A 19,978-nucleotide genomic window follows, 5' to 3' on the forward strand; every position below is an offset into this window, starting at 1 on the left:
TGTTTACAACATTTTGAAATACTCCTTTTTTGCTTTAATTATCTTTAGCATAAGAACCTGATAATAAAGATGCCTTATGACTAAATTCTACACTTTCTTGCTATTGGTATTCTCCTTCACCGCTGCGGCCCAAGAATTTCCTAAAACTAATTCTTCGACCAATGTAGATTCCTTAAAACTATATCCTAATCCCGCCTATGAGGATACCGTGTATCTTACTACAAAGAAGAACGATGCAAAAGATATTGTAGTATATGATATTTTTGGAACTGAGGTTTTAAGAGATAGGATTACATCGACCTCTTTAAATATTTCCAAACTATCGCCAGGGGTATACATAATACAAGTGACAGAGAACAACATAAAGATGACCCGAAAATTAGTGGTAAAATAAAGGATTCATCTCGCCAAAACGGGTCTTTATAAGGCAAAAGGAATATTTCATGACAGCCATTTCCTTCTATTTCTATTTTGTTCCTGCTTTCTGACTCCCCCAACAAATCCCCATAAAAACCTTCACCAAGAAATCGATTTTTTTAGATACGGCAAGCAGCTTATATTATTACTTTTGCAGTAGCAAAATAGATTATGGATCCCAATAGTATTTTTCATTTATCAAGCACGACGGAATTTAATGCTTTGACACTAGAGGTCTTTAAATTTCAATATCAGCATAATTTGGTATACCAAGAATTTTGCAATCACTTGGGAAAAAACCCGGACAATATTAGTGTTGTTGAAGATATTCCTTTTTTACCCATTGAATTTTTTAAAACTAAAACGGTAATCACTGGTACGGACAACCACCAAGCATTATTTACTAGTAGCGGTACTACCGGCAGTGAGGTAAGCAAACACTTTGTCCAGGACATTTCCCTTTACGAAAAAAGTTATTTAAATGCCTTTAAGCACTTCTATGGGGATATAGAGGAATATTGCGTTTTGGCACTTCTCCCCTCTTATTTAGAAAGGGAAGGTTCTTCCTTGATTTATATGGCCGAGGATTTGATCGGGAAAAGCAAGCATCCGGATAGTGGCTTTTATTTAAACAATATTGAGCAGCTGAGAGAAACCTTAAAGCTTCTAAACCTACAAAACACCAAGATACTGCTCCTTGGCGTTTCTTTTGCCTTATTGGATATGGCAGAAGAGGCTCCTATGGCCTTACAAAACACCATTGTTATGGAAACCGGGGGCATGAAGGGACGTAAAAAAGAAATGATTCGGGAAGAACTGCATGCGCTTTTAAGAGCAGGGTTTGGGGTTTCCCACATCCATTCGGAATACGGTATGACAGAACTACTGTCTCAAGCCTATTCTAAAGGGGACGGTCGTTTTTTAGCACCTAATTGGATGAAAGTCCTGATCAGGGAAACCGAAGACCCTTTATCCCTACAAGAACCGGGAAAAACTGGCGGTGTCAATATCATAGACTTGGCCAACCTATATTCTTGTTCCTTTATTGCCACCCAAGATTTAGGAAAAATACATGCTGATGGAAGTTTTGAAGTCTTAGGCAGGTTCGATCATTCTGATGTTCGTGGCTGTAACCTCATGTTACTGTAATTCCCTTTTTAAACACGCTGTTGCAACACTCCTACATTAAGCTTTCACTACCGTGAATAGCGATACTTCCTTGAAGCAATCATTAGGAGTCATCTAAAACATGACTTTTAAATGGGATATGCCACAAGTCGTGGTCGGCTAAAGTTATCTTCTGGTAGTGCAAGCTTGTGAATGAATTATCGCTATTAAAAATCAGCTATACACTACTTGTTTTACATCCTTTTCTACCATTGATAAGCAATTAGCTGTCAATTATAAAAAGGTTACCCATCATTTCCCTCAATTCATTACTTTATACCAGATTATTTTAAAAAAGTTTTTTTTGCTCCTGAATGCATCAAGTATTTTGTGTAGGAGCAAACTTCCCCTAAAAAAACTTATCAAGAAGTTGCCCACCCCCTGCAACGGCCATAATTGGACCTAGGCTGCTTTGGCCTACTTTCTGAATTATTTTTCTATTAATTAAATCAGTTCGATATGAAAAGATCAACTTTCCTAAAATCAACTATCCTAATGAGTACATGTACTCTAGGCACAACATTATTGGCCAAGGGCGTTAGAAGAAAGACAACGGCCCTTCCTAATCCTACTGACTTGGAGCCAAAGATCATTCGCAATGATGAAGGCACCAAGGTCAATGTTATTGGCGATGAAATGACCTTTAAACTAACCGGAAAGGACACTAACAATCAATTTACGCTTATTGAAGAACACAACGAGCCAGGTGTTATGATACCGCTTCATGTACACACCAATGAGGACGAAATATTTAAAGTTTTAGAAGGAGAATTAGAACTTACCGTTGGTGGAAATACCACGGTATTAAAAGCGGGTGATTTAGCCTTTGGTCCTAGGAATGTTCCCCATTCATGGAAGGTCATTGGCACCACTAAGGCTCGGGTAATATTAAGTGTTTTTCCTTCTGGCATTGAACATATGTTCGAAGAATTGGGGCAATTACCTCCGGGCCCACCAGATTTAGAAAAGGTTGCTGCCATCTGTGGTAAATTTGGAATTTCGTTTGTTTGATCTTGTCAAAAATGGCCAAGCTGATCTAATAATCCCTATCTATATGCATCCATGGAATGATGGTTTCAATTAAATAATATTCTGCGTTAGGGATCGCGGCGGCATCCCCGCAGCAGGGCAAGGGATATAGCCAAGAGCCCGACCGACGAAGGAGGGAACGCCCAAAGCATTTACCATAAACTGTGAACAATTAACCATTAGCCATAAAAAATGTCTAGGACGGGGCAACGCTAACCGGGGACGTATACACCTCTTATGTCCGAGGAAACCATTTTAAAAAAAACATCCTCCTAAAAAATTAGGAGGATGTATAATATTGCTCTGTAGGTATTGGCCCAAGCGAGTTTTTTTTTATAGGCCTAAAATTTTAGCATCTACGAAGAAAACCGATTTTACCTCTATTTTATGATCGGAAGTCAGCACCTCATCGGTAACCGTTTTAAGCCTTAGGGTATAGGTGTCCTTTTTAATATATTCTTTAAGGTCTTCGTTAGAAGTATTCAGTTCTAATTCCCCGGCTGCGTTTTCGGAAACAGCTTCGTTCCAAGCCATCTTAATTTCTGGCAAATCGTCGGCAGAAATATACACCTCTATAGATTCTAAAAAACTAAAGTCCGCCCCGGATGGCTCCGTTACTTTCATCGTTAAGCTCCTCAGGACAATTTCCTCTATAAGATCTTTTCGAGTATCGTTTACGGCAAACTCCGATTCTGAGTTAGTTTCTTTTTCTGGCGTATAAATATCAAAAGGCAAACTAGTTCGTGTGCTCGAGGGAATCACTACAGTTTGATTGAAATCCATTTCAAACTTGGTGAGCTCATCCAATTTATCGCAACCACTAAAAACAGCAATCAAACTCAATAATAACAAACACTTCTTCATATACTATTTAAATTTTGACCGAAGCCCTATATCCTAAAAACTTACGATCTTTATTACTTAAAAATACACTTTCTATATTTATCTAATGGCCCTTAGGATACCACCAACACAAAATAGTTCTTTTTACCGCGCTGCAATAAAACAAACTTATCATTGATAAGATCCGATGCGGTAATACTGTAATCTTCCTTTACCTTTTCCTTATTCACGGAAATGGAGTTTTGTTTTAATTCTCTTCGAGCCTCTCCATTAGACCCCAAGAAGTTTGTCTTTGCAGCCAAAGCACCTATCATATCCAGGCCGTTTTCTACCTCTTCCCTAGCTATTTCTGCTTGTGGCACTCCTTCAAAGATATCTAAAAAGGTTTTTTCGTTCAGTTTTTTCAAGTCTTCCGAAGTAGATTTTCCGAAGAGAATGTTACTTGCTTTTATAGCGTTGTCCAATTCTTCTTGCGAATGTACCATACGGGTTACTTCATCTGCCAAACGTTTTTGAAGAACTCTTAAATGTGGGGCTTCATGATGCTCTTTTACCAATCCTTCTATTTCTTCTCTCGTTAAAAAGGTAAATATTTTTATATATTTTTCTGCATCTTCATCGGAAGTATTCAGCCAATATTGGTAAAACTTATAAGGTGAGGTTCTCTCGGCATCCAACCAGATGTTTCCTCCTTCAGATTTCCCAAATTTAGTACCATCGGCCTTTGTAATTAGGGGACAAGTAAGGGCATATCCTTTTCCGCCGCCTATTCTACGGATCAATTCTGTTCCGGTCGTAATATTCCCCCATTGGTCGCTACCTCCCATTTGTAGGGTACAGTTATGGGTTCTATATAGGTGTAAAAAGTCGTATCCTTGTACCAGCTGATAAGTAAACTCTGTAAAAGACATCCCTTCCTTGGCTTCGGCCGTTAATCTTTTCTTTACGGAATCTTTGGCCATCATATAGTTGACCGTAATGTGCTTTCCAACATCCCTAATAAACTCTAAAAAGGAGAAATCCTTCATCCAGTCGTAATTATTGACCAGTATGGCTTTGTTATCCTTATCACTGTTAAAATCTAAAAAACGGGATAATTGATTTTTTATAGCTTCTTGGTTATGGCGCAAGGTAGGCTCATCCAATAAATTTCTTTCTGTAGATTTCCCAGAAGGATCACCGATCATTCCTGTTGCCCCTCCAATTAAAGCATAAGGTTTATGACCTGCCAATTGAAAATGACGCAACATCATTACCCCTACCAAATGGCCTATATGCAAGGAGTCTGCCGTAGGGTCTATCCCTACATACGCAGATTGCATACCACTTAATAAATGTTCTTCGGTACCGGGCATTGCATCGTGCAACATGCCTCTCCAAGTCAACTCTTCTACAAAATTTGAAGTCATCCTAATTATATTATTTTCAATAATAACTGCAAATATAAAAGAAAAACTACGCTTTAGCCTGATGAAACCCAGCGATCTCCCTGCAGGTATTTCTTTTTTCGGTTTATAAATGCTAAAAAAGCAATCTTTGGATTGGTTCCTACACCCCTGGGAACAGCTTTGCATAAAGGAGTAGGTTTTGGTTCTTTTAATTAGAATTTTGAGCTAAGTGACAATAAGTCCGCTCAAGGGCTATTTTATCCATCCAATTAAGTAAATTTGGGCCATGATTTTAGTTACAGGAGGTACCGGTTTAGTAGGAGCACATCTTCTTTTGCAATTAGTGCAATCTGGTGCTACGGTTAAAGCAATCCATAGAAAAACAAGCGACCTAAAAGGCGTCGAAAAGATCTTCGGGTATTACACCCCAAATGCCCATATACTGTTTAAACAAATTCAATGGATCGAGGCAGAATTGAGCGACATTCCGGCTTTGGAGCTTGCTTTTGAAAAGGTTTCCAGGGTATACCATTGTGCGGCCTTAATTTCTTTTGACCCCAAGGATTACGAGTTACTAAAAAAGGTAAACCATGAGGGCACCAAGAACATTGTTAATTTATGCATTGCCAACAATGTAAAAAAACTGTGTTATGTAAGCAGCATTGCTACCATTGGCAAAACTCCGAACCACCAAAGCGCTCATGAAGAAACAGATTGGCACGACCAAAATGCCAGTGTCTATGCTTTAACAAAAATGGATGCGGAATTAGAGGTCTGGCGTGGTTCTCAAGAGAACATCCCTGTAGTCATCGTAAATCCGGGCGTAATTTTAGGCCCAGGCTATTGGAATAGCGGCAGCGGCCAGTTTTTTAAGACTGCTTATAAGGGCCAAAAATATTATCCTCCTGGAGGGACTGGCTTTGTAGGGATACAGGACGTGGTACGTCTTATGGTGCAATTGATGAATTCTTCCATAACCAACCAGCGCTTTATTGCCGTGGCAGAAAATGCCAGTTACAAGGAAATCTTGGATAAGATAAGTAAGGGACTCATGAAACCAGGCCCTACCAAAAAGATTGCATTATGGCAATTGGAAATCCTATGGCGTTTAGATTGGTTGCGATCGCTCTTGACGCAAAAAGGCCGTAAGCTTAGTAAAAACAAGGTAAATTCTCTTAGAAAGCACCAGCTTTATAATAATGACAAGGCAAAGGAGCAACTAGATTTCTCTTTTGAACCTTTAACGGAAACCATTAAATTTTCTTGTGAAAAATTTTTGGAGGAACAAGCTTAGATACGAAAAAACAGTCTTTATTTATTGGTTGCCTTTTTTAAGCTTTCCTTAGATTTTTTAGAATCTTCCTCCTTCTTTTTTAATTTTTCATCGTCAATGACCTTTTGCGCTTCCACGAGTCTATTTTCTACGGACGTATAAATATTTTCATATACCACGGGCACCGAAGCGTAATAGGCATCACTTTTCACAAATTGTAGGCTATCTATTTCATATTTGGCATAGATATAGGCCATTGGGTCTATTTCATGTTCTTGTAAAATAGAAGTATTAATAGCCTTGGCAGCATTTAATATGGCCACATCGTAAAGGATGTCACTCATTTCTTTCTCGGGAATAAGGTTCTCTGGTTTCTCAATAACCTTTTTTTGGCCACAGGAAAGCATAAAAACCATACTAAATGCTACAAGATATTTTTTCATGACTATCTATTAAAGGTGAGTCTTTTGGCATTTCTTTCTTCTGAAAAACGACCGTTTTCATAAGCCAAATGACCGTTTACAAAGGTATGGGTTATCTTAGATTTAAAGGTATTCCCTTCAAAAGGAGACCAGCCACATTTGTAAGCGATATTAGCTTTGGAAACTGTCCATGCTTCCTGAAGGTCTACCACTACCAAATCGGCAAAATAACCTTCACGAATAAAGCCACGTTTTTCTATTTGGAACAATTTTGACGGATTGTGGCACATTTTCTCTACGATCTTTTCCAAGGAAATTTTCCCTGAATGATAGTTTTCCAACATAGCGGGAAGGGCATGTTGTACCAATGGGCCACCAGAAGGGGCCGAGGTATATACATTGTTCTTTTCTTCCAAAGTATGTGGGGCGTGATCGGTCGCAACTACATCTATACGATCGTCTAGCAATGCTTCCCATAACTGTTGTCTGTCTGCAGCGGTTTTAACCGCGGGATTCCATTTGATGAAATTCCCCTTAGATTCGTAATCCTCCTCGGAGAACCACAGGTGATGTAAACAAACTTCTGCGGTAATTTTCTTTTCTTCTAGCGGAATATCGTTCCTGAACAATTTGGTTTCTATCCCTGTTGACAGGTGAAAAACATGAAATCTGGCTCCTGTTTTTTCGGCAAGGGCAATGGCTCTTGAAGAGGACAGGTAACAAGCTTCGGCGCTTCTGATCAGCGGATGGTATTTTACAGGAATATCATCGCCATATTGTTCCTTATAGGCTGCCAAATTATTTTTAATAGTTGTTTCGTCCTCGCAATGGGCAGAAATGACCATCTCCGTATTTCTAAATATTTTCTCGATAACTTCCTCATTATCGACCAACATATTTCCTGTGGAAGACCCCAAAAAGAGTTTCACCCCCGAACAGGCATTTTTATCCAATCTTTTTAGTTCTTCTAAATTGTCGTTTGTACCACCGAATAAAAATGAATAATTGGCAAAGGAAGTATTTTTGGCCAAGGCAAATTTTTCTTCTAGTGCCTTAATGGTGGTGGTTTGCGGATTGGTATTGGGTTGTTCCATATAAGTTGTAATCCCACCGGCTACCGCGGCCCTGCTCTCTGAGGCGATATTTCCCTTGTGTGTAAGCCCTGGTTCCCTAAAGTGTACCTGATCGTCTATGACCCCAGGAAGGACATACTTGCCGCTAACATCGATCACTTTTGCCAAGTCATCTGAAATTTGATTATCAATTTTCAGTATTATGCCATCCTCCAATAAAATATCACTTTCGAATATTCTATTCTCATTAACAACCTTAGCGTTCTTTATAAGTATTTTGCCCATATTAAAATTTCCTTTTTTGAAATACACTTCTAATTTTCATTTGTATGACGCCAAATACGGCTTCTCCAATAATAGAAATGCTCATTTTTGATTTTCCTCTTATCCTATCCGTAAAAATAATAGGCACCTCTTCTAAGGTATACTTCTGAAGATAGGCCCTAAATTTCATTTCTATCTGAAAGGCATACCCGATAAATCTAATAGAATCGAGTCTTATTGTTTCTAGTACCTTTCGTTTATAGCACACAAATCCAGCTGTAGGATCGTATATTTTCATTCCTGTTATTAATCTTACATAAAAAGAGGCCCCATAGGACAGTAATATTCTATGTAAGGGCCAATTTACTACATTTATTCCTTTCTTATACCGCGACCCTACCGCTACGTCTGCTCCTTTTTTACAGCAGTTATACAGCTGAATTAAGTCTTTTGGATCATGGGAGAAATCGGCATCCATTTCAAAAATATACTCGTATTTTCGTTCTATGGCCCATTTAAACCCATGAATATAGGCGGTTCCCAAGCCAAATTTTTCTTGTCGCACTTCCAAAAATAAGCGGTCTCCAAAAAATTGCTGCATTTTTTTTACAGCTTCGGCAGTACCATCGGGAGAATTATCGTCGACGATCAGGATATGAAATTTCTTCTTCAACCCAAAAACAGCACGAATAATAAGTTCTATGTTTTCAATCTCGTTGAATGTAGGTATAATGACCAAACTATCTGCCATCTATATATTGCAATTTAAGCAAAAATAGTATTTTAAAATCTGTAGCGAAACATCAGGATGGTTTTATGCTTAATTTAAAAAGTGTCTCGCCAAGATTCTTATAAGGTATAGCCTAAAAATCCTTCGGTGTTTGTTCTGCTCTTTATTATAACTTACCTCTACCTATATGGCCGTATTACCGCTAATAGGGCTACTTTTTTTATAACTTTTGCCCCGTTAAAAATGGAAGCCAATACTTATTTTAGGATTATACTAAAGGAATAGTTTAATTTTAGGGCCTCAAGAAAATTAAAAACCTGTATTCATGGAACCCATATTAAGAACGCCCTACTCAATAGACTGGATTACAGTGGTAATCTTTACCAGTATCGTTTTTATGATCTTGGCAAAGAGTTCTTTTTATTCACGGTTTATGAATTTTATTATTTTGCCGTTCAACAATAAATATATTTTTTTATACAGTAAAAAAGACAAGATATTTAGTGGGTTCAACCTTTTTCTTAGTCTATTTCAGATCCTGAATTTCTCCCTGTTCATTTATTTTGCCTATCATATTTACTACGATCCCTTCGGAGCGCATGAATTTAAGGTCTACGGTTTTATATTGATGGCACTGCTGCTATTTTTGACTTCAAAAATTTTCTTACAAATATCTAATGGTTTTATCTTTAATTCAAAGAGTATTATTTCTGAAATTATTTTTAAAAAATTAACTTATTTAAATTACAGTGGCCTCTTGATGTTACTGGCCAATTTATTGCTCAATTTCGTATATAAACAGTCCAAAACAATCCTCATTATAAGTTTTATTTTGATTTTATTGATCCATATAATGGGGTGGATTACGGCCTTAAGAAATCATCAAAAGTTTATAGCTAGTAATTTTGTGTATTTTATTTTGTACCTTTGCGCTCTTGAAATAGCTCCTTTATTGATAATTTGGGGTTGTTTAAAAGACTGATGCCTATGAAAGTAAAAACAATTTTGGTTTCTCAGCCGGAGCCTAAGATGGAAAATTCGCCTTATTCAAAACTTATTGATAAAGAGAAAATAAAGGTAGATTTTAGACCTTTTATCCATGTGGAAGGGGTAGATGCTAAAACAGTAAGGGCACAAAAGATAGATCTAAAAAATTATACCGCGATCATCCTAACCAGTAGGAATGCAGTGGACCATTTTTTTAGAATTGCAGAAGAAATGAGATTTAAAGTTCCAGATACTTTAAAGTACTTTTGTCAGTCCGAAGCCGTAGCATACTACTTACAAAAATATGTAGTATACAGAAAGCGTAAAATTTATGTTGGTAAGATGAATTTTATTGACTTGAGTGTACTATTAAAAAAGTATAAGGACGAAAAGTACTTATTGCCTTCTTCCGATGTACTTAAGCCTATCGTACCCGAAACTATGGATAATCTTGGCCTTAATTGGACAAGGGGAATATTCTATAAAACCGTAATCAGCGATCTATCGGATTTAAGGGATGTATATTATGATGTCCTTGTTTTCTTTAGTCCTTCTGGAATAGAGTCTTTATTAAAGAACTTTCCGGACTTTAAACAAAACGACACTAGGATTGCCGTATTTGGAAATTCTACCGTAAAAGCGGCCAATGATGCTGGATTGCGAATAGACATACAAGCGCCAACACCGGAGACACCTTCTATGACCATGGCGTTACAACGGTACATTACTTCCGTCAACAAAAAATAAAACACGAAGACACAAGGCCATTCAAGGCTTAACACTTCACAATCAGTTAAAACAAACCCCCGAGGCCAGCCTCGGGGGTTTTGCTTTAGAAGCCATATCGTTGAGGTCCGCCACGTCTTATTTCTTCATTGGCATACGCTTCAAATTTTTTAAAATTTTCTCGGAAGGCATTCGTTAATTTAAAGGCTGTCTTATAATAGGCCTCATCATTGTTCCAGGTTGCCCTTGGGCTTAAAACACTAGTAGGCACTCCGGGGCATTCCCTAGGTTGGGCTGTACCAAATACGGAATGAATATGATATTTATCGTAACAATACAATCCTAAATCCCCATTTAGGACGGCATTAATCATGGCCCTGGTATATTTTAATTTCATACGGGTACCTACGCCATAGGGACCACCTGTCCAGCCAGTATTGACCAACCATACGTTTACGCCAGACTCCTTCATTTTTGCACTTAGCATTTCGGCGTATTTCGTTGGATGCAATGGCATAAACGGTGCCCCAAAACAAGCAGAGAATGATGGCACAGGCTCTACCACCCCTGCCTCTGTTCCTGCCACTTTTGCGGTATAGCCCGAAATAAAATGGTAGGCGGCCTGGCTGGGGGTTAATTTAGAAATGGGAGGCAACACGCCAAAAGCATCGGCCGTTAAAAAGAAGATATTCTTAGGATTCTTTCCTATGGAAGGTTCCTGTATGTTTTCTATATTATAGATGGGATAACTAACCCTTGTATTCTGGGTTATGGACACGTCACTGTAATCAACTTCCCCTTGGGCGTTTAAAATTACATTTTCTAAAAGGGCACCTTTTTTAATAGCACCAAATATCTCGGGTTCGTTCTCTTTACAAAGGTTAATTACCTTAGCATAACAGCCTCCTTCGAAATTAAACACCGTATTCTCTTTCGTCCAACCATGTTCGTCATCTCCAATAAGTTTTCGACTCGAATCGGCCGACAAGGTAGTTTTTCCCGTTCCCGATAAGCCAAAAAATATGGCTGTATCGCCTTTTTCGCCCACATTTGCAGAGCAGTGCATAGGAAGGGTGTCTTTATATACTGGTAGAATAAAATTAAGAGCCGAAAAAATACCTTTCTTAATTTCCCCGGTATATCCGGTACCTCCTATCAAGGCGATTTTTCGGGTAAAATTCAAAATTGCAAAATTGTGTTGTCTGGTACCGTCCTCTTCGGCATTGGCCATAAAACCCGGAGCATTGATCACCGTCCATTCCGGATCAAAATTCAGCAACTCATCTTCTGTTGGTCTTAAAAACATATTATAGGCAAACATATTGGACCAAGGATACTCGTTGATCACCCTAATGTTTAACCTATAGTCTTTATCGGCGCAGGCAAAACAATCCCTGACAAATATTTCCTTTTCATTAAGATATTGTATCACCTTGTCGTAAAGGGCATCGAACTTATCGCTTTCGAAGGGGATATTGACCTTTCCCCACCACACCTTGTCCTGGGTAATTTCATCTTTTACAATAAACCTATCCATAGGCGAACGCCCAGTAAACTCGCCGGTATTTATAGCAAGGGCTCCAGTAGAAGAGGTTTGTCCCATCCCTCTTTCAACGGACATATCGTGCAATTTCGATGGTGATAATTGATAGTGGATCAGTTTACTATCGATACCATATTCGGCTAACGAAATCGATTTCGCTGATGAAGTTGATGAATTCATAATATAGAGTTTAGTTTTTAGTAAAATTATACAAAATATAAATTGAGGGCCTATTAATTCGTTTTATCTCAATTGTTTCCGACTAAATAGCCTAAAACCGAGGATTATCCAACCGACGATCAATAAGCTTCCTCCTAGGGGAGTCAGTAGTGCAATGGTTTTAAAGTCAAAGCCCGTAAGACTATTCGTTGCCAAGAGATAGATAGAAAAGGAAAATAACACTACTCCTACCGTTACAAAATAATAGATCAGTCCTTTTTGTTCTTCCGCTAACACATTAAAACTTCCTAACACCAATAAAAACAACGCATGGTACATTTGGTATTTAACGCCAGTTTCAAAAGTCGCCAAAGCCTTGGGATCGACCAATTTCTCTAACCCATGAGCCCCAAAAGCACCTAAAATAATAGCAGTACATCCAAATATCACAGCAGTGATTAAAATTGTTTTGTTCATAACTTATTGACTCAATTACACGACAAATATAACAATTTGATACCTTAGTAACCGTTTAATCTAAAAAGTTACGCAACAAATGACCCGAAAAATATTAGTTATTGGCGCCGGAAAATCTACTTCCTATTTAATAGACTACCTATTAAGCAAAGCCCAATCAGAAAAACTACAGCTCATCATAGGCGATTTACGCCCAGATTTACTACCCGATACCTTTACATCCCATCCTGCATGCCAGACATTAAAGCTCGATATATTTAATGATGAAGACCGGAAAGCAGCCATTGCGACGGCCGACATTGTAGTATCTATGGTTCCAGCGCATTTCCACATCATATTGGCCAAAGACTGTCTAGCATTGGGCAAGCATTTGGTTACCGCTTCCTATGTGAGCGATGAATTAAAGGCTCTGGACAAGGAGGTAAAGGAAAAAGGGCTCGTTTTTATGAATGAGATTGGCTTAGACCCTGGAATAGACCACATGAGTGCTATGCAGGTATTGGATTCTATACGTGAAAAAGGCGGAAAAGTACTTTTATTCGAATCTTTTACCGGAGGCTTAGTGGCCCCTGAGAGCGACAACAACCTATGGAATTATAAATTCACCTGGAATCCAAGAAATGTAGTGGTTGCCGGGCAAGGGGGAACCGCAAAATTTTTGCAGGAAGGCACCTATAAATATATCCCATATCACAAGCTCTTTAGAAGAACGGAATTTTTAAATGTGGAAGGTTACGGTAAGTTTGAAGCGTATGCCAATAGGGATTCTTTAAAATACAGAGAGGTATATGGTTTAGACAATGCCCTGACCTTATATAGGGGAACCATTCGAAAAATTGGGTTTTCCAAGGCTTGGAATATATTCGTACAGTTGGGAATGACCGATGACAGCTACACCATAGAAAACTCAAAGGGAATGTCTTACCGTAGTTTTGTCAATCTATTTCTGCCTTACTCCCCCACCGATTCCGTAGAACTGAAAATGCGTCATTATCTAAAAATAGATCAGGACGATATTATGTGGGAAAAACTGATGGAGTTGGATTTATTTGATAGGAATAAGAAAATAACCTTGTCAAATGCCTCTCCTGCCCAGATATTACAAGAGATTTTAGAAAACAGTTGGACCTTAAGAGAAGAAGACAAGGACATGATTGTCATGTACCATAAGTTTGGCTACGAACTAAACGGTAAAAAAGAACAGATAGACGCCCATATGGTTGTTACCGGAAAAGACCGTATTTATACTGCCATGGCCAAAACAGTAGGCTTGCCTGTAGCCATTGCCACCCTATTGATCCTAAATCGAAAAATAAATACCCCAGGAGTTCAAATCCCTATAACACCAGCCGTTTATCAACCTATTTTGGAGGAATTAAAATCGCACGGAATTCTATTTAAGGAGCAACACACACCCTATTTGGGCTACAATCCCGATTTTGTCGCTAGTTAACATCTATAATTTATTTGATACATTTACAGTAATATTGAAACCTAATACATGAAATCGGATAACGATAATATAAAAATTGACGGAATTGACAAGGACATTCTGAGATACCTTATGGCAGAAGCCCGAAAACCCATCTTAGAAATAGCACGTAAGATTGGCATTTCGGGGGCCGCTATTCACCAAAGACTTCGAAAACTAGAAAGCTCCGGATTAATATCGGGCGCAAAATTAGTGATCAATCCTAAGGTACTGGGGTATACTACCATGGCTTATATTGGTATTTATTTGGACAAGGCCATGAGCAATCCGGTGGCGGTAAAAGAATTGGAAAAAATCCCAGAGGTGTTAGAATGTCATTACACTACTGGGAACTGGTCTATTTTAATAAAAGTACTGTGTAGGGACAACGAACATTTGATGCAGGTTCTTAACCGAGATATTCAGCCTATTGAAGGTGTGTCCAGAACAGAAACCTTTATTTCTCTGGACCAACAAATAGACCGTCAGATTACGATATAAACTAAAAAAGACGCCCATTAAAGGCGTCTTTTTTATTATAAAACCATTTCTTAAGGCTAATCTCTGCCTCCTAAAACCTGCATTGCCCAGTACACCAAAGTAGCCAAGGAACCAATTGCAGCCACCAAATAGGTACGTGCTGCCCATTTTAAGGCATCCTCAGAACCTTTATACTCTTCCGGGGTTACAATATTCTTATTTTTTAACCAAGCCAAGGCTCTGTTACTAGCATCGTATTCTACCGGTAGGGTAATAAAACTAAACAGCGTAGCGAATCCCATCATGATTAAACCCGCTATGGCGACCCAATAGCCGAATCCAACCCCTGCGGCTGCTCCTAGCATAAGTCCACCAAAAACCACCCACATAGACATACCAGAGGTAACACTCACTACAGGCACTAATTTAGAGCGCATGGTTAACCATTCGTAGGCCGTTGCATGTTGTACGGCATGCCCACATTCGTGTGCTGCCACTGCCGCTGCCGAAGCGTTCCGCTGACTGTATACACTTTCACTTAAGTTTACGGTTTTATCTACCGGGTTGTAATGATCGGTCAACTGACCAGGTGTAGATATTACCCTAACATCCCTTATACCGTGATCGGCCAACATTTTTTCTGCAATTTCGGCCCCACTCATCCCATTGCGCAAATGCACTTCTGAATAATACTTGAATTTACTTTTCAGTTTATTGCTTACCAACCAACTAACCAGTGCAATAGCGCCAATCAATACGTAATACATTATCATAATTATATCTTTTAAATTGTTTTTTTTTAACTTTTTAAGTTCTACTTTACAGTACTACATCAGCAAAAATCTCGCCAATTTAATACTTGCCAGTCTTCCCTATTCCAACCAACGAAATTAATGACAAAATGTCTAATTCCCTTATTTGTATTTTAATTTTAAGAAAAGCATAACACATACCAACAAAGAGGTAACCGCATTGGCTATAACTATGGGAAAACTGTCGTGGAATAGTCCGTAATAAAGCCAAAGCAAAGTACCGCAGAGAAAAATGCAATACATTGGCAAGGAAATATCCTTTGTAGATTTATCTCTCCAGGTTTTTAGTACTTGTGGCACAAAGGCAGAAGTCGTACATACGGCTGCCACCAAACCTATAATCTCTATAAATTGCATCCTTTTTTATGTTATAATATACAACAACCCCAACGATTAATTGGGGTTGTTGACATGAATATTTATAAGAATATCACTAAAATCACATAGTTACTGATGCAAGTAGCCGAAGCTTATAATTAGTTGCTTAGCCAACAATGTTGACAATCTTACCAGGCACCACAATAATCTTTTTTGGAGTTCGTCCTTGCAATTGCTCCTGGGTCTTTTCGTGGGCCATTACAGCAGCTTCAATATCGTCCTTGGACAAGTCTGCCGGCAATTGAATTTTGAAACGCATTTTTCCATTGAAAGAAATAGGATACTCCTTACTGCTTTCTACCAGATGCTTTCCGTCGAATATAGGAAAAGCTACCGTTGCGATAGATTCTGAATATCCCAATTTACTCCAAAGTTCTTCGGCAATATGGGGCGCATAAGGCGATACCAAAATGGCCAAAGGTTCTAATATCTGTCTGCTATCACATTTTTGACTGGCCAATTCATTCACACAAATCATAAAAGTAGCCACAGAGGTATTAAAAGAGAAGTTTTCTATATCTTCTTCAACCTTTTTAATCGTCTTGTGCAAGGTTTTTAAATTATCGGCCGTAGGCTCGGCATCGGTAACCTTAAAGGCTCCTTCGGCTCCTCCGTGGAACAAGCGCCACATTTTCTTTAAAAATCCATGTACCCCGCTGATACCTGCAGTATTCCAAGGCTTAGATTGCTCTAAGGGCCCTAAGAACATTTCGTATAAACGCAACGAATCTGCCCCGTACTCTTCACAAATACTATCTGGACTCACCACATTGTATTTAGATTTGGACATTTTCTCTACTTCTCTACCTACTAAATAGGTGTCGTTTTCCATGGCAAACTTAGCCTCTGCATATTCCGACCTCCAGTTTTTAAAAGCTTCAATATCTAATTCGTCGGAAGCATTTACAAAAGAGACATCGGCATGGATAGGTGTAAATTGAGCCCAGTCTGTAGTGTCGGCAACACTGATCTTGTCAGTTCCAATAGCAGCAACAATGGCTTTAACCGCTGCATTATCGGTTAATTTCTTCCCGTTTTTTACGGCATCCTCAATAATAGCTTTTGAGACAAAAACCGGAACTCTAGGTTGCGATTCATCGGTTTGTCCATATTCCCATCGATAAACAAAGGCACTCGTACCAGTGATCATTCCCTGGTTTATAAGTTTTTTAGCAAACTCGTCTTTAGGAACGATTCCTTTATCGAACAAAAACTTTTGCCAAAAACGCGCGTATAACAAGTGGCCGGTAGCATGCTCACTACCTCCAATATATAGATCCACGTCTTGCCAATAATTAATGGCTTCTTTGGAGAATATCTCTTCCGTATTGTTAGCATCCATATACCGGTTAAAATAAAAACTACTTCCCGCCCACCCTGGCATGGTATTCAATTCTAATGGAAATACGGTGCTGTTGTTTATTTTTTCATTGGCTACTACCTCGTTTGTTTCCGTATCCCAGGCCCAAACGCTCGCATTCCCCAAAGGAGGCTCCCCTGTTTCTGTTGGCAGGTACTTTTCTACTTCGGGTAAAACAATAGGCAAATATTTGGCATCTATCATTTGTGGCATCCCGTCTACATAATATACTGGGAAAGGCTCTCCCCAATACCTTTGGCGGCTGAATACTGCATCGCGAAGCCTATAATTGATCTTCCCTTGCCCTTGTGCTAGTTTTTCCAGCTCGTAAATGGCCAATTTGGTAGCTTTTTTATAGGGCAATCCGCTTAAGAAGTCCGAATTTGCGATAACAGCACCTTCTTTTTCGGCATAGGCTGCTTCAGAAATATCGATCCCTTCAAAAATATTTGGGATTGGAATATTAAAATGTTTGGCAAAATCATAATCACGCTGATCTCCGCATGGCACAGACATTACCGCTCCGGTACCATAACCGGCCAATACATAGTCGCCTATCCAAACAGGAATAGGTTCTTTGGTAAAGGGATGCTCAGCATACGCACCGGTAAATACCCCTGAAATAGTTTTTACATCGGCCATTCTTTCGCGTTCAGAACGCTTTGCCGTAGCTTCTATATAGGCTTGAACAGCTTCTTTTTGTTCGGGAGTCGTAATTTTGGCAACCAATTCATGTTCTGGCGCCAAGGTCATAAAACTGACCCCAAAGATTGTATCAGGACGGGTTGTAAAGACCTCTATGGGATAAGACTCCCCTTCTGAGCCTACAGGAAGGGTATGGAATGTTACCGCTGCCCCTTGAGAGCGTCCAATCCAATTGGTTTGTGAATCTTTTAATGGCTGTGGCCAATCGACTTTTGCCAAATCATCCAATAAACGTTGGGCATAGGCAGAAATACGCATGCTCCACTGCGTCATTTTCTTACGGACAACGGGATGTCCGCCACGTTCAGAAACGCCATTGACAATTTCGTCATTGGCCAAAACAGTACCTAGGACAGGACACCAGTTTACTTCTGTCTCTGCCAAATAAGTAAGCCTATATTGTAATAGAATTTCTTGTTTTTCATTGGCGGCTAATCCATTCCACTGATCTGCGGTAAATGGCGCCACCTCGTCATCACAAACGGCATTGACCTTGGTATTTCCTTCATTTTCAAAAATAACGATCAAAGAAGATATGTCCTCTGCCTTATCGGCGTCTTTGTTATACCATGAGTTAAAGAGCTGAATAAAGATCCATTGCGTCCATTTATAGTAGTCGGTATTAGACGTACGCAGCTCACGGCTCCAATCGAATGAAAACCCTATTTTGTCTAATTGTTCTCTATACCTGTTGATGTTGGTTTCGGTAGTAAGAGCCGGATGTTGCCCTGTTTGTATGGCATACTGTTCTGCAGGCAATCCAAAAGAATCGTATCCCATTGGGTGCAATACGTTAAATCCTTTGTGTCTTTTATAACGCGCATAGATATCACTCGCAATATATCCTAACGGATGCCCTACGTGCAAGCCCGCTCCTGAGGGGTAGGGAAACATATCCAACACATAAAATTTTGGCTTATCAGAATTATTAACTGCCCTAAACGTGCCTTTTTGAGCCCATTCTTTCTGCCATTTATCTTCTATCTTTTTAAAATCGTAATTCATTCTGTTGATTGTATTTAGATGCCCCGCAATGTTGGCACTTTATTCTTTTTCACATGCAGTGGCAAAAATAGGCTTAATCCCCAAAAAGGGAAAATATATTATGAACTTCCCTAAAGGAGCTTCACTAAATGGATACTTTCGTACCACTTCTACGGCCCAAAGGCTGTTAATTTTTGTCAATTGTTATATTTATGGGGATCACAGGCAACGCCCTAAATACTAAAACTGCATGAGCTAGGTTCTTTTTCTGCCTTCACTATTGGAGAATACCTCTATGATTTCTCCCAAAACAACCACAGCGATAAAGATTAATCGAACGAAACTAGCATAACCCATTTTTATTTCAATTTACTTTTCTATTTTTACATATTGATTTCAAATTATGAGCACATCTTTTGAACGTTTTCAGAAAAGAAAACTTATTTCTTCTTATTTTTCAGTGGTTTTAAGTATTGCCTTGGTCCTTTTTTTAATAGGTATCTTGGGGATATTGGTATTGAACACCCAAAAACTAGCCGATCACTTTAAGGAGCAGATTACCATTTCTGTGTTTTTAAAGGACAACGCCAAGGAAATTGAAGTAGAGCAGCTACAAAAATCCTTAGCCATGGCCGATTACACCAAAAAGGCGACCTATGTTTCTAAGGAAGAGGCCGCAGAACAGCACAGTGCAGAAATAGGGGAAAACTTTATTGAATTCTTAGGGCACAACCCTTTAAAAAATTCCATTGACGTACAACTAAAGGCCGATTTCGTTTCTGCGGAAAAAATTACAGAAATTGCCGAAGAAATATCTGCCAAAGCCTATATAGAGGAAGTCAGTTACGACAAGCCTTTAATTTCACTATTGACTGAAAACGTAAAAAGGCTTGGATTTTGGATTTTAGTGGCGAGCGGTATATTTACTTTTATTGCTGTCTTGCTGATCAACAGTTCTATTAGACTTTCTATTTATTCCAAGCGTTTTATTATAAAAACCATGCAGATGGTGGGGGCTACCAAAAGTTTTATCAGAAAGCCATTTTTATGGACCAATGTAAAGCTGGGCATCCTAGGAGCCGTTTTGGCCTTAATAGCCATGGGGGTGGTATTATATTATGTTACCATATATTTCCCTGAGCTCGATCTTTTTGGAGACCCTATAATTCTCATCCTCCTTTTTGTAGGCATTTTTGTTTTAGGGGTTTTAATTTCCCTGATAAGCACCTTTTTTGCCACACAACGCTTTTTAAACCTTAGAACAGACGATTTATATTATTAGATTTGCAG

At 38.9% G+C, this 19,978-nt stretch carries 19 protein-coding genes; 9 read left to right on the forward strand and 10 right to left on the reverse strand.

Annotated features, from left to right (window positions below):
• Positions 1–76: 76 nt before the first annotated feature.
• From HCG49_RS06175 to HCG49_RS06185, 3 genes are all read left to right on the forward strand, one after another.
• Positions 77–394 (forward strand): T9SS type A sorting domain-containing protein, encoded by a 318-nt coding sequence (locus tag HCG49_RS06175; protein ID WP_168468668.1) that lies wholly within the window; start codon positions 77–79, stop codon positions 392–394.
• A 194-nt stretch (positions 395–588) separates the two neighbouring features.
• Positions 589–1,566 carry an acyl transferase gene (locus HCG49_RS06180; protein ID WP_168468669.1) on the forward strand — a complete coding sequence of 326 codons (978 nt, stop codon included), beginning with the start codon at positions 589–591 and terminating at the stop codon, positions 1,564–1,566.
• 513 nt (positions 1,567–2,079) lie between these two features.
• Positions 2,080–2,595 (forward strand): cupin domain-containing protein, encoded by a 516-nt coding sequence (locus HCG49_RS06185; protein WP_240938643.1) that lies wholly within the window; start codon positions 2,080–2,082, stop codon positions 2,593–2,595.
• A 351-nt stretch (positions 2,596–2,946) separates the two neighbouring features.
• Here HCG49_RS06185 and HCG49_RS06190 read toward each other — a convergent pair whose 3' ends face one another.
• Both HCG49_RS06190 and tyrS read right to left on the reverse strand, forming a co-directional pair.
• Positions 2,947–3,477 carry a hypothetical protein gene (locus HCG49_RS06190; protein WP_168468671.1) on the reverse strand — a complete coding sequence of 177 codons (531 nt, stop codon included), beginning with the start codon at positions 3,475–3,477 and terminating at the stop codon, positions 2,947–2,949.
• 92 nt (positions 3,478–3,569) lie between these two features.
• On the reverse strand, positions 3,570–4,865 hold the full coding sequence (gene tyrS, locus HCG49_RS06195; RefSeq protein ID WP_168468672.1) for a tyrosine--tRNA ligase: 1,296 nt from the start codon (positions 4,863–4,865) through the stop codon (positions 3,570–3,572).
• A gap of 265 nt (positions 4,866–5,130) precedes the next feature.
• Between tyrS and HCG49_RS06200 the strand changes: the two genes are divergently transcribed.
• Entirely contained in the window at positions 5,131–6,138 is a 1,008-nt protein-coding gene (locus HCG49_RS06200; RefSeq protein ID WP_168468673.1) for an NAD-dependent epimerase/dehydratase family protein, read from the forward strand.
• Between the two features lie 17 nt (positions 6,139–6,155).
• Here the strand turns inward: HCG49_RS06200 and HCG49_RS06205 are convergent, their stop codons facing one another.
• Genes HCG49_RS06205 through HCG49_RS06215 form a run of 3 tightly spaced genes read right to left on the reverse strand, consistent with a single transcriptional unit; the run spans position 6,156 to position 8,627 of the window.
• On the reverse strand, positions 6,156–6,560 hold the full coding sequence (locus tag HCG49_RS06205; protein ID WP_168468674.1) for a DUF4296 domain-containing protein: 405 nt from the start codon (positions 6,558–6,560) through the stop codon (positions 6,156–6,158).
• Positions 6,561–6,562: 2 nt separating this feature from the next.
• Positions 6,563–7,897, reverse strand: a complete 1,335-nt coding sequence (locus HCG49_RS06210) for a dihydroorotase (protein WP_168468675.1) — start codon at positions 7,895–7,897, stop codon at positions 6,563–6,565.
• 1 nt (position 7,898) lies between these two features.
• Positions 7,899–8,627, reverse strand: a complete 729-nt coding sequence (locus tag HCG49_RS06215; RefSeq protein ID WP_168468676.1) for a polyprenol monophosphomannose synthase — start codon at positions 8,625–8,627, stop codon at positions 7,899–7,901.
• Between the two features lie 304 nt (positions 8,628–8,931).
• Between HCG49_RS06215 and HCG49_RS06220 the strand changes: the two genes are divergently transcribed.
• Together HCG49_RS06220 and HCG49_RS06225 are read left to right on the forward strand one after the other, a co-directional pair.
• Positions 8,932–9,588, forward strand: a complete 657-nt coding sequence (locus HCG49_RS06220) for a DUF4271 domain-containing protein (protein ID WP_168468677.1) — start codon at positions 8,932–8,934, stop codon at positions 9,586–9,588.
• A gap of 5 nt (positions 9,589–9,593) precedes the next feature.
• A complete protein-coding gene (locus tag HCG49_RS06225) occupies positions 9,594–10,340 on the forward strand; it encodes a uroporphyrinogen-III synthase (protein ID WP_168468678.1) in 747 nt (248 codons plus the stop codon).
• A gap of 85 nt (positions 10,341–10,425) precedes the next feature.
• Here HCG49_RS06225 and pckA read toward each other — a convergent pair whose 3' ends face one another.
• Together pckA and HCG49_RS06235 are read right to left on the reverse strand one after the other, a co-directional pair.
• A complete protein-coding gene (gene pckA, locus HCG49_RS06230) occupies positions 10,426–12,042 on the reverse strand; it encodes a phosphoenolpyruvate carboxykinase (ATP) (protein ID WP_168468679.1) in 1,617 nt (538 codons plus the stop codon).
• 63 nt (positions 12,043–12,105) lie between these two features.
• Entirely contained in the window at positions 12,106–12,498 is a 393-nt protein-coding gene (locus HCG49_RS06235; RefSeq protein WP_168468680.1) for a DUF423 domain-containing protein, read from the reverse strand.
• Positions 12,499–12,577: 79 nt separating this feature from the next.
• Here HCG49_RS06235 and HCG49_RS06240 point away from each other — a divergent pair, with 79 nt between their 5' ends.
• Together HCG49_RS06240 and HCG49_RS06245 are read left to right on the forward strand one after the other, a co-directional pair.
• Positions 12,578–13,951, forward strand: a complete 1,374-nt coding sequence (locus HCG49_RS06240; protein WP_168468681.1) for a saccharopine dehydrogenase family protein — start codon at positions 12,578–12,580, stop codon at positions 13,949–13,951.
• Positions 13,952–13,999: 48 nt separating this feature from the next.
• Positions 14,000–14,470 (forward strand): Lrp/AsnC ligand binding domain-containing protein, encoded by a 471-nt coding sequence (locus HCG49_RS06245; RefSeq protein ID WP_168468682.1) that lies wholly within the window; start codon positions 14,000–14,002, stop codon positions 14,468–14,470.
• Between the two features lie 56 nt (positions 14,471–14,526).
• Here the strand turns inward: HCG49_RS06245 and HCG49_RS06250 are convergent, their stop codons facing one another.
• From HCG49_RS06250 to HCG49_RS06260, 3 genes are all read right to left on the reverse strand, one after another.
• Positions 14,527–15,222 (reverse strand): zinc metallopeptidase, encoded by a 696-nt coding sequence (locus HCG49_RS06250; protein WP_072765187.1) that lies wholly within the window; start codon positions 15,220–15,222, stop codon positions 14,527–14,529.
• 141 nt (positions 15,223–15,363) lie between these two features.
• Positions 15,364–15,618, reverse strand: coding sequence for a SemiSWEET family sugar transporter (locus HCG49_RS06255; RefSeq protein WP_168468683.1), 255 nt, complete (start codon positions 15,616–15,618; stop codon positions 15,364–15,366).
• A gap of 127 nt (positions 15,619–15,745) precedes the next feature.
• A complete protein-coding gene (locus HCG49_RS06260; protein WP_168468684.1) occupies positions 15,746–18,709 on the reverse strand; it encodes a leucine--tRNA ligase in 2,964 nt (987 codons plus the stop codon).
• Between the two features lie 382 nt (positions 18,710–19,091).
• Between HCG49_RS06260 and HCG49_RS06265 the strand changes: the two genes are divergently transcribed.
• Positions 19,092–19,970: a cell division protein FtsX gene (locus HCG49_RS06265; protein ID WP_168468685.1), complete on the forward strand. Its 879-nt coding sequence runs from the start codon at positions 19,092–19,094 to the stop codon at positions 19,968–19,970.
• Positions 19,971–19,978 lie beyond the last annotated feature (8 nt).

It is taken from the genome of Arenibacter sp. 6A1 (assembly GCF_012272855.1).
GTDB lineage: Bacteria > Bacteroidota > Bacteroidia > Flavobacteriales > Flavobacteriaceae > Arenibacter.

Coding starts and splice junctions, on each gene's coding strand:
- HCG49_RS06200 (WP_168468673.1), top strand. CDS start 5,131: ATGATTTTAGTTACAGGAGGTACCGGTTTAGTAGGAGCACATCTTCTT.
- HCG49_RS06265 (WP_168468685.1), top strand. CDS start 19,092: ATGAGCACATCTTTTGAACGTTTTCAGAAAAGAAAACTTATTTCTTCT.
- HCG49_RS06185 (WP_240938643.1), top strand. CDS start 2,080: ATGAGTACATGTACTCTAGGCACAACATTATTGGCCAAGGGCGTTAGA.
- HCG49_RS06210 (WP_168468675.1), bottom strand. CDS start 7,897: ATGGGCAAAATACTTATAAAGAACGCTAAGGTTGTTAATGAGAATAGA.
- HCG49_RS06245 (WP_168468682.1), top strand. CDS start 14,000: ATGAAATCGGATAACGATAATATAAAAATTGACGGAATTGACAAGGAC.
- HCG49_RS06255 (WP_168468683.1), bottom strand. CDS start 15,618: ATGCAATTTATAGAGATTATAGGTTTGGTGGCAGCCGTATGTACGACT.
- pckA (WP_168468679.1), bottom strand. CDS start 12,042: ATGAATTCATCAACTTCATCAGCGAAATCGATTTCGTTAGCCGAATAT.
- HCG49_RS06260 (WP_168468684.1), bottom strand. CDS start 18,709: ATGAATTACGATTTTAAAAAGATAGAAGATAAATGGCAGAAAGAATGG.
- HCG49_RS06205 (WP_168468674.1), bottom strand. CDS start 6,560: ATGAAAAAATATCTTGTAGCATTTAGTATGGTTTTTATGCTTTCCTGT.
- HCG49_RS06180 (WP_168468669.1), top strand. CDS start 589: ATGGATCCCAATAGTATTTTTCATTTATCAAGCACGACGGAATTTAAT.
- HCG49_RS06235 (WP_168468680.1), bottom strand. CDS start 12,498: ATGAACAAAACAATTTTAATCACTGCTGTGATATTTGGATGTACTGCT.
- HCG49_RS06240 (WP_168468681.1), top strand. CDS start 12,578: ATGACCCGAAAAATATTAGTTATTGGCGCCGGAAAATCTACTTCCTAT.
- tyrS (WP_168468672.1), bottom strand. CDS start 4,865: ATGACTTCAAATTTTGTAGAAGAGTTGACTTGGAGAGGCATGTTGCAC.
- HCG49_RS06215 (WP_168468676.1), bottom strand. CDS start 8,627: ATGGCAGATAGTTTGGTCATTATACCTACATTCAACGAGATTGAAAAC.
- HCG49_RS06175 (WP_168468668.1), top strand. CDS start 77: ATGACTAAATTCTACACTTTCTTGCTATTGGTATTCTCCTTCACCGCT.
- HCG49_RS06220 (WP_168468677.1), top strand. CDS start 8,932: ATGGAACCCATATTAAGAACGCCCTACTCAATAGACTGGATTACAGTG.
- HCG49_RS06250 (WP_072765187.1), bottom strand. CDS start 15,222: ATGATAATGTATTACGTATTGATTGGCGCTATTGCACTGGTTAGTTGG.
- HCG49_RS06190 (WP_168468671.1), bottom strand. CDS start 3,477: ATGAAGAAGTGTTTGTTATTATTGAGTTTGATTGCTGTTTTTAGTGGT.
- HCG49_RS06225 (WP_168468678.1), top strand. CDS start 9,594: ATGAAAGTAAAAACAATTTTGGTTTCTCAGCCGGAGCCTAAGATGGAA.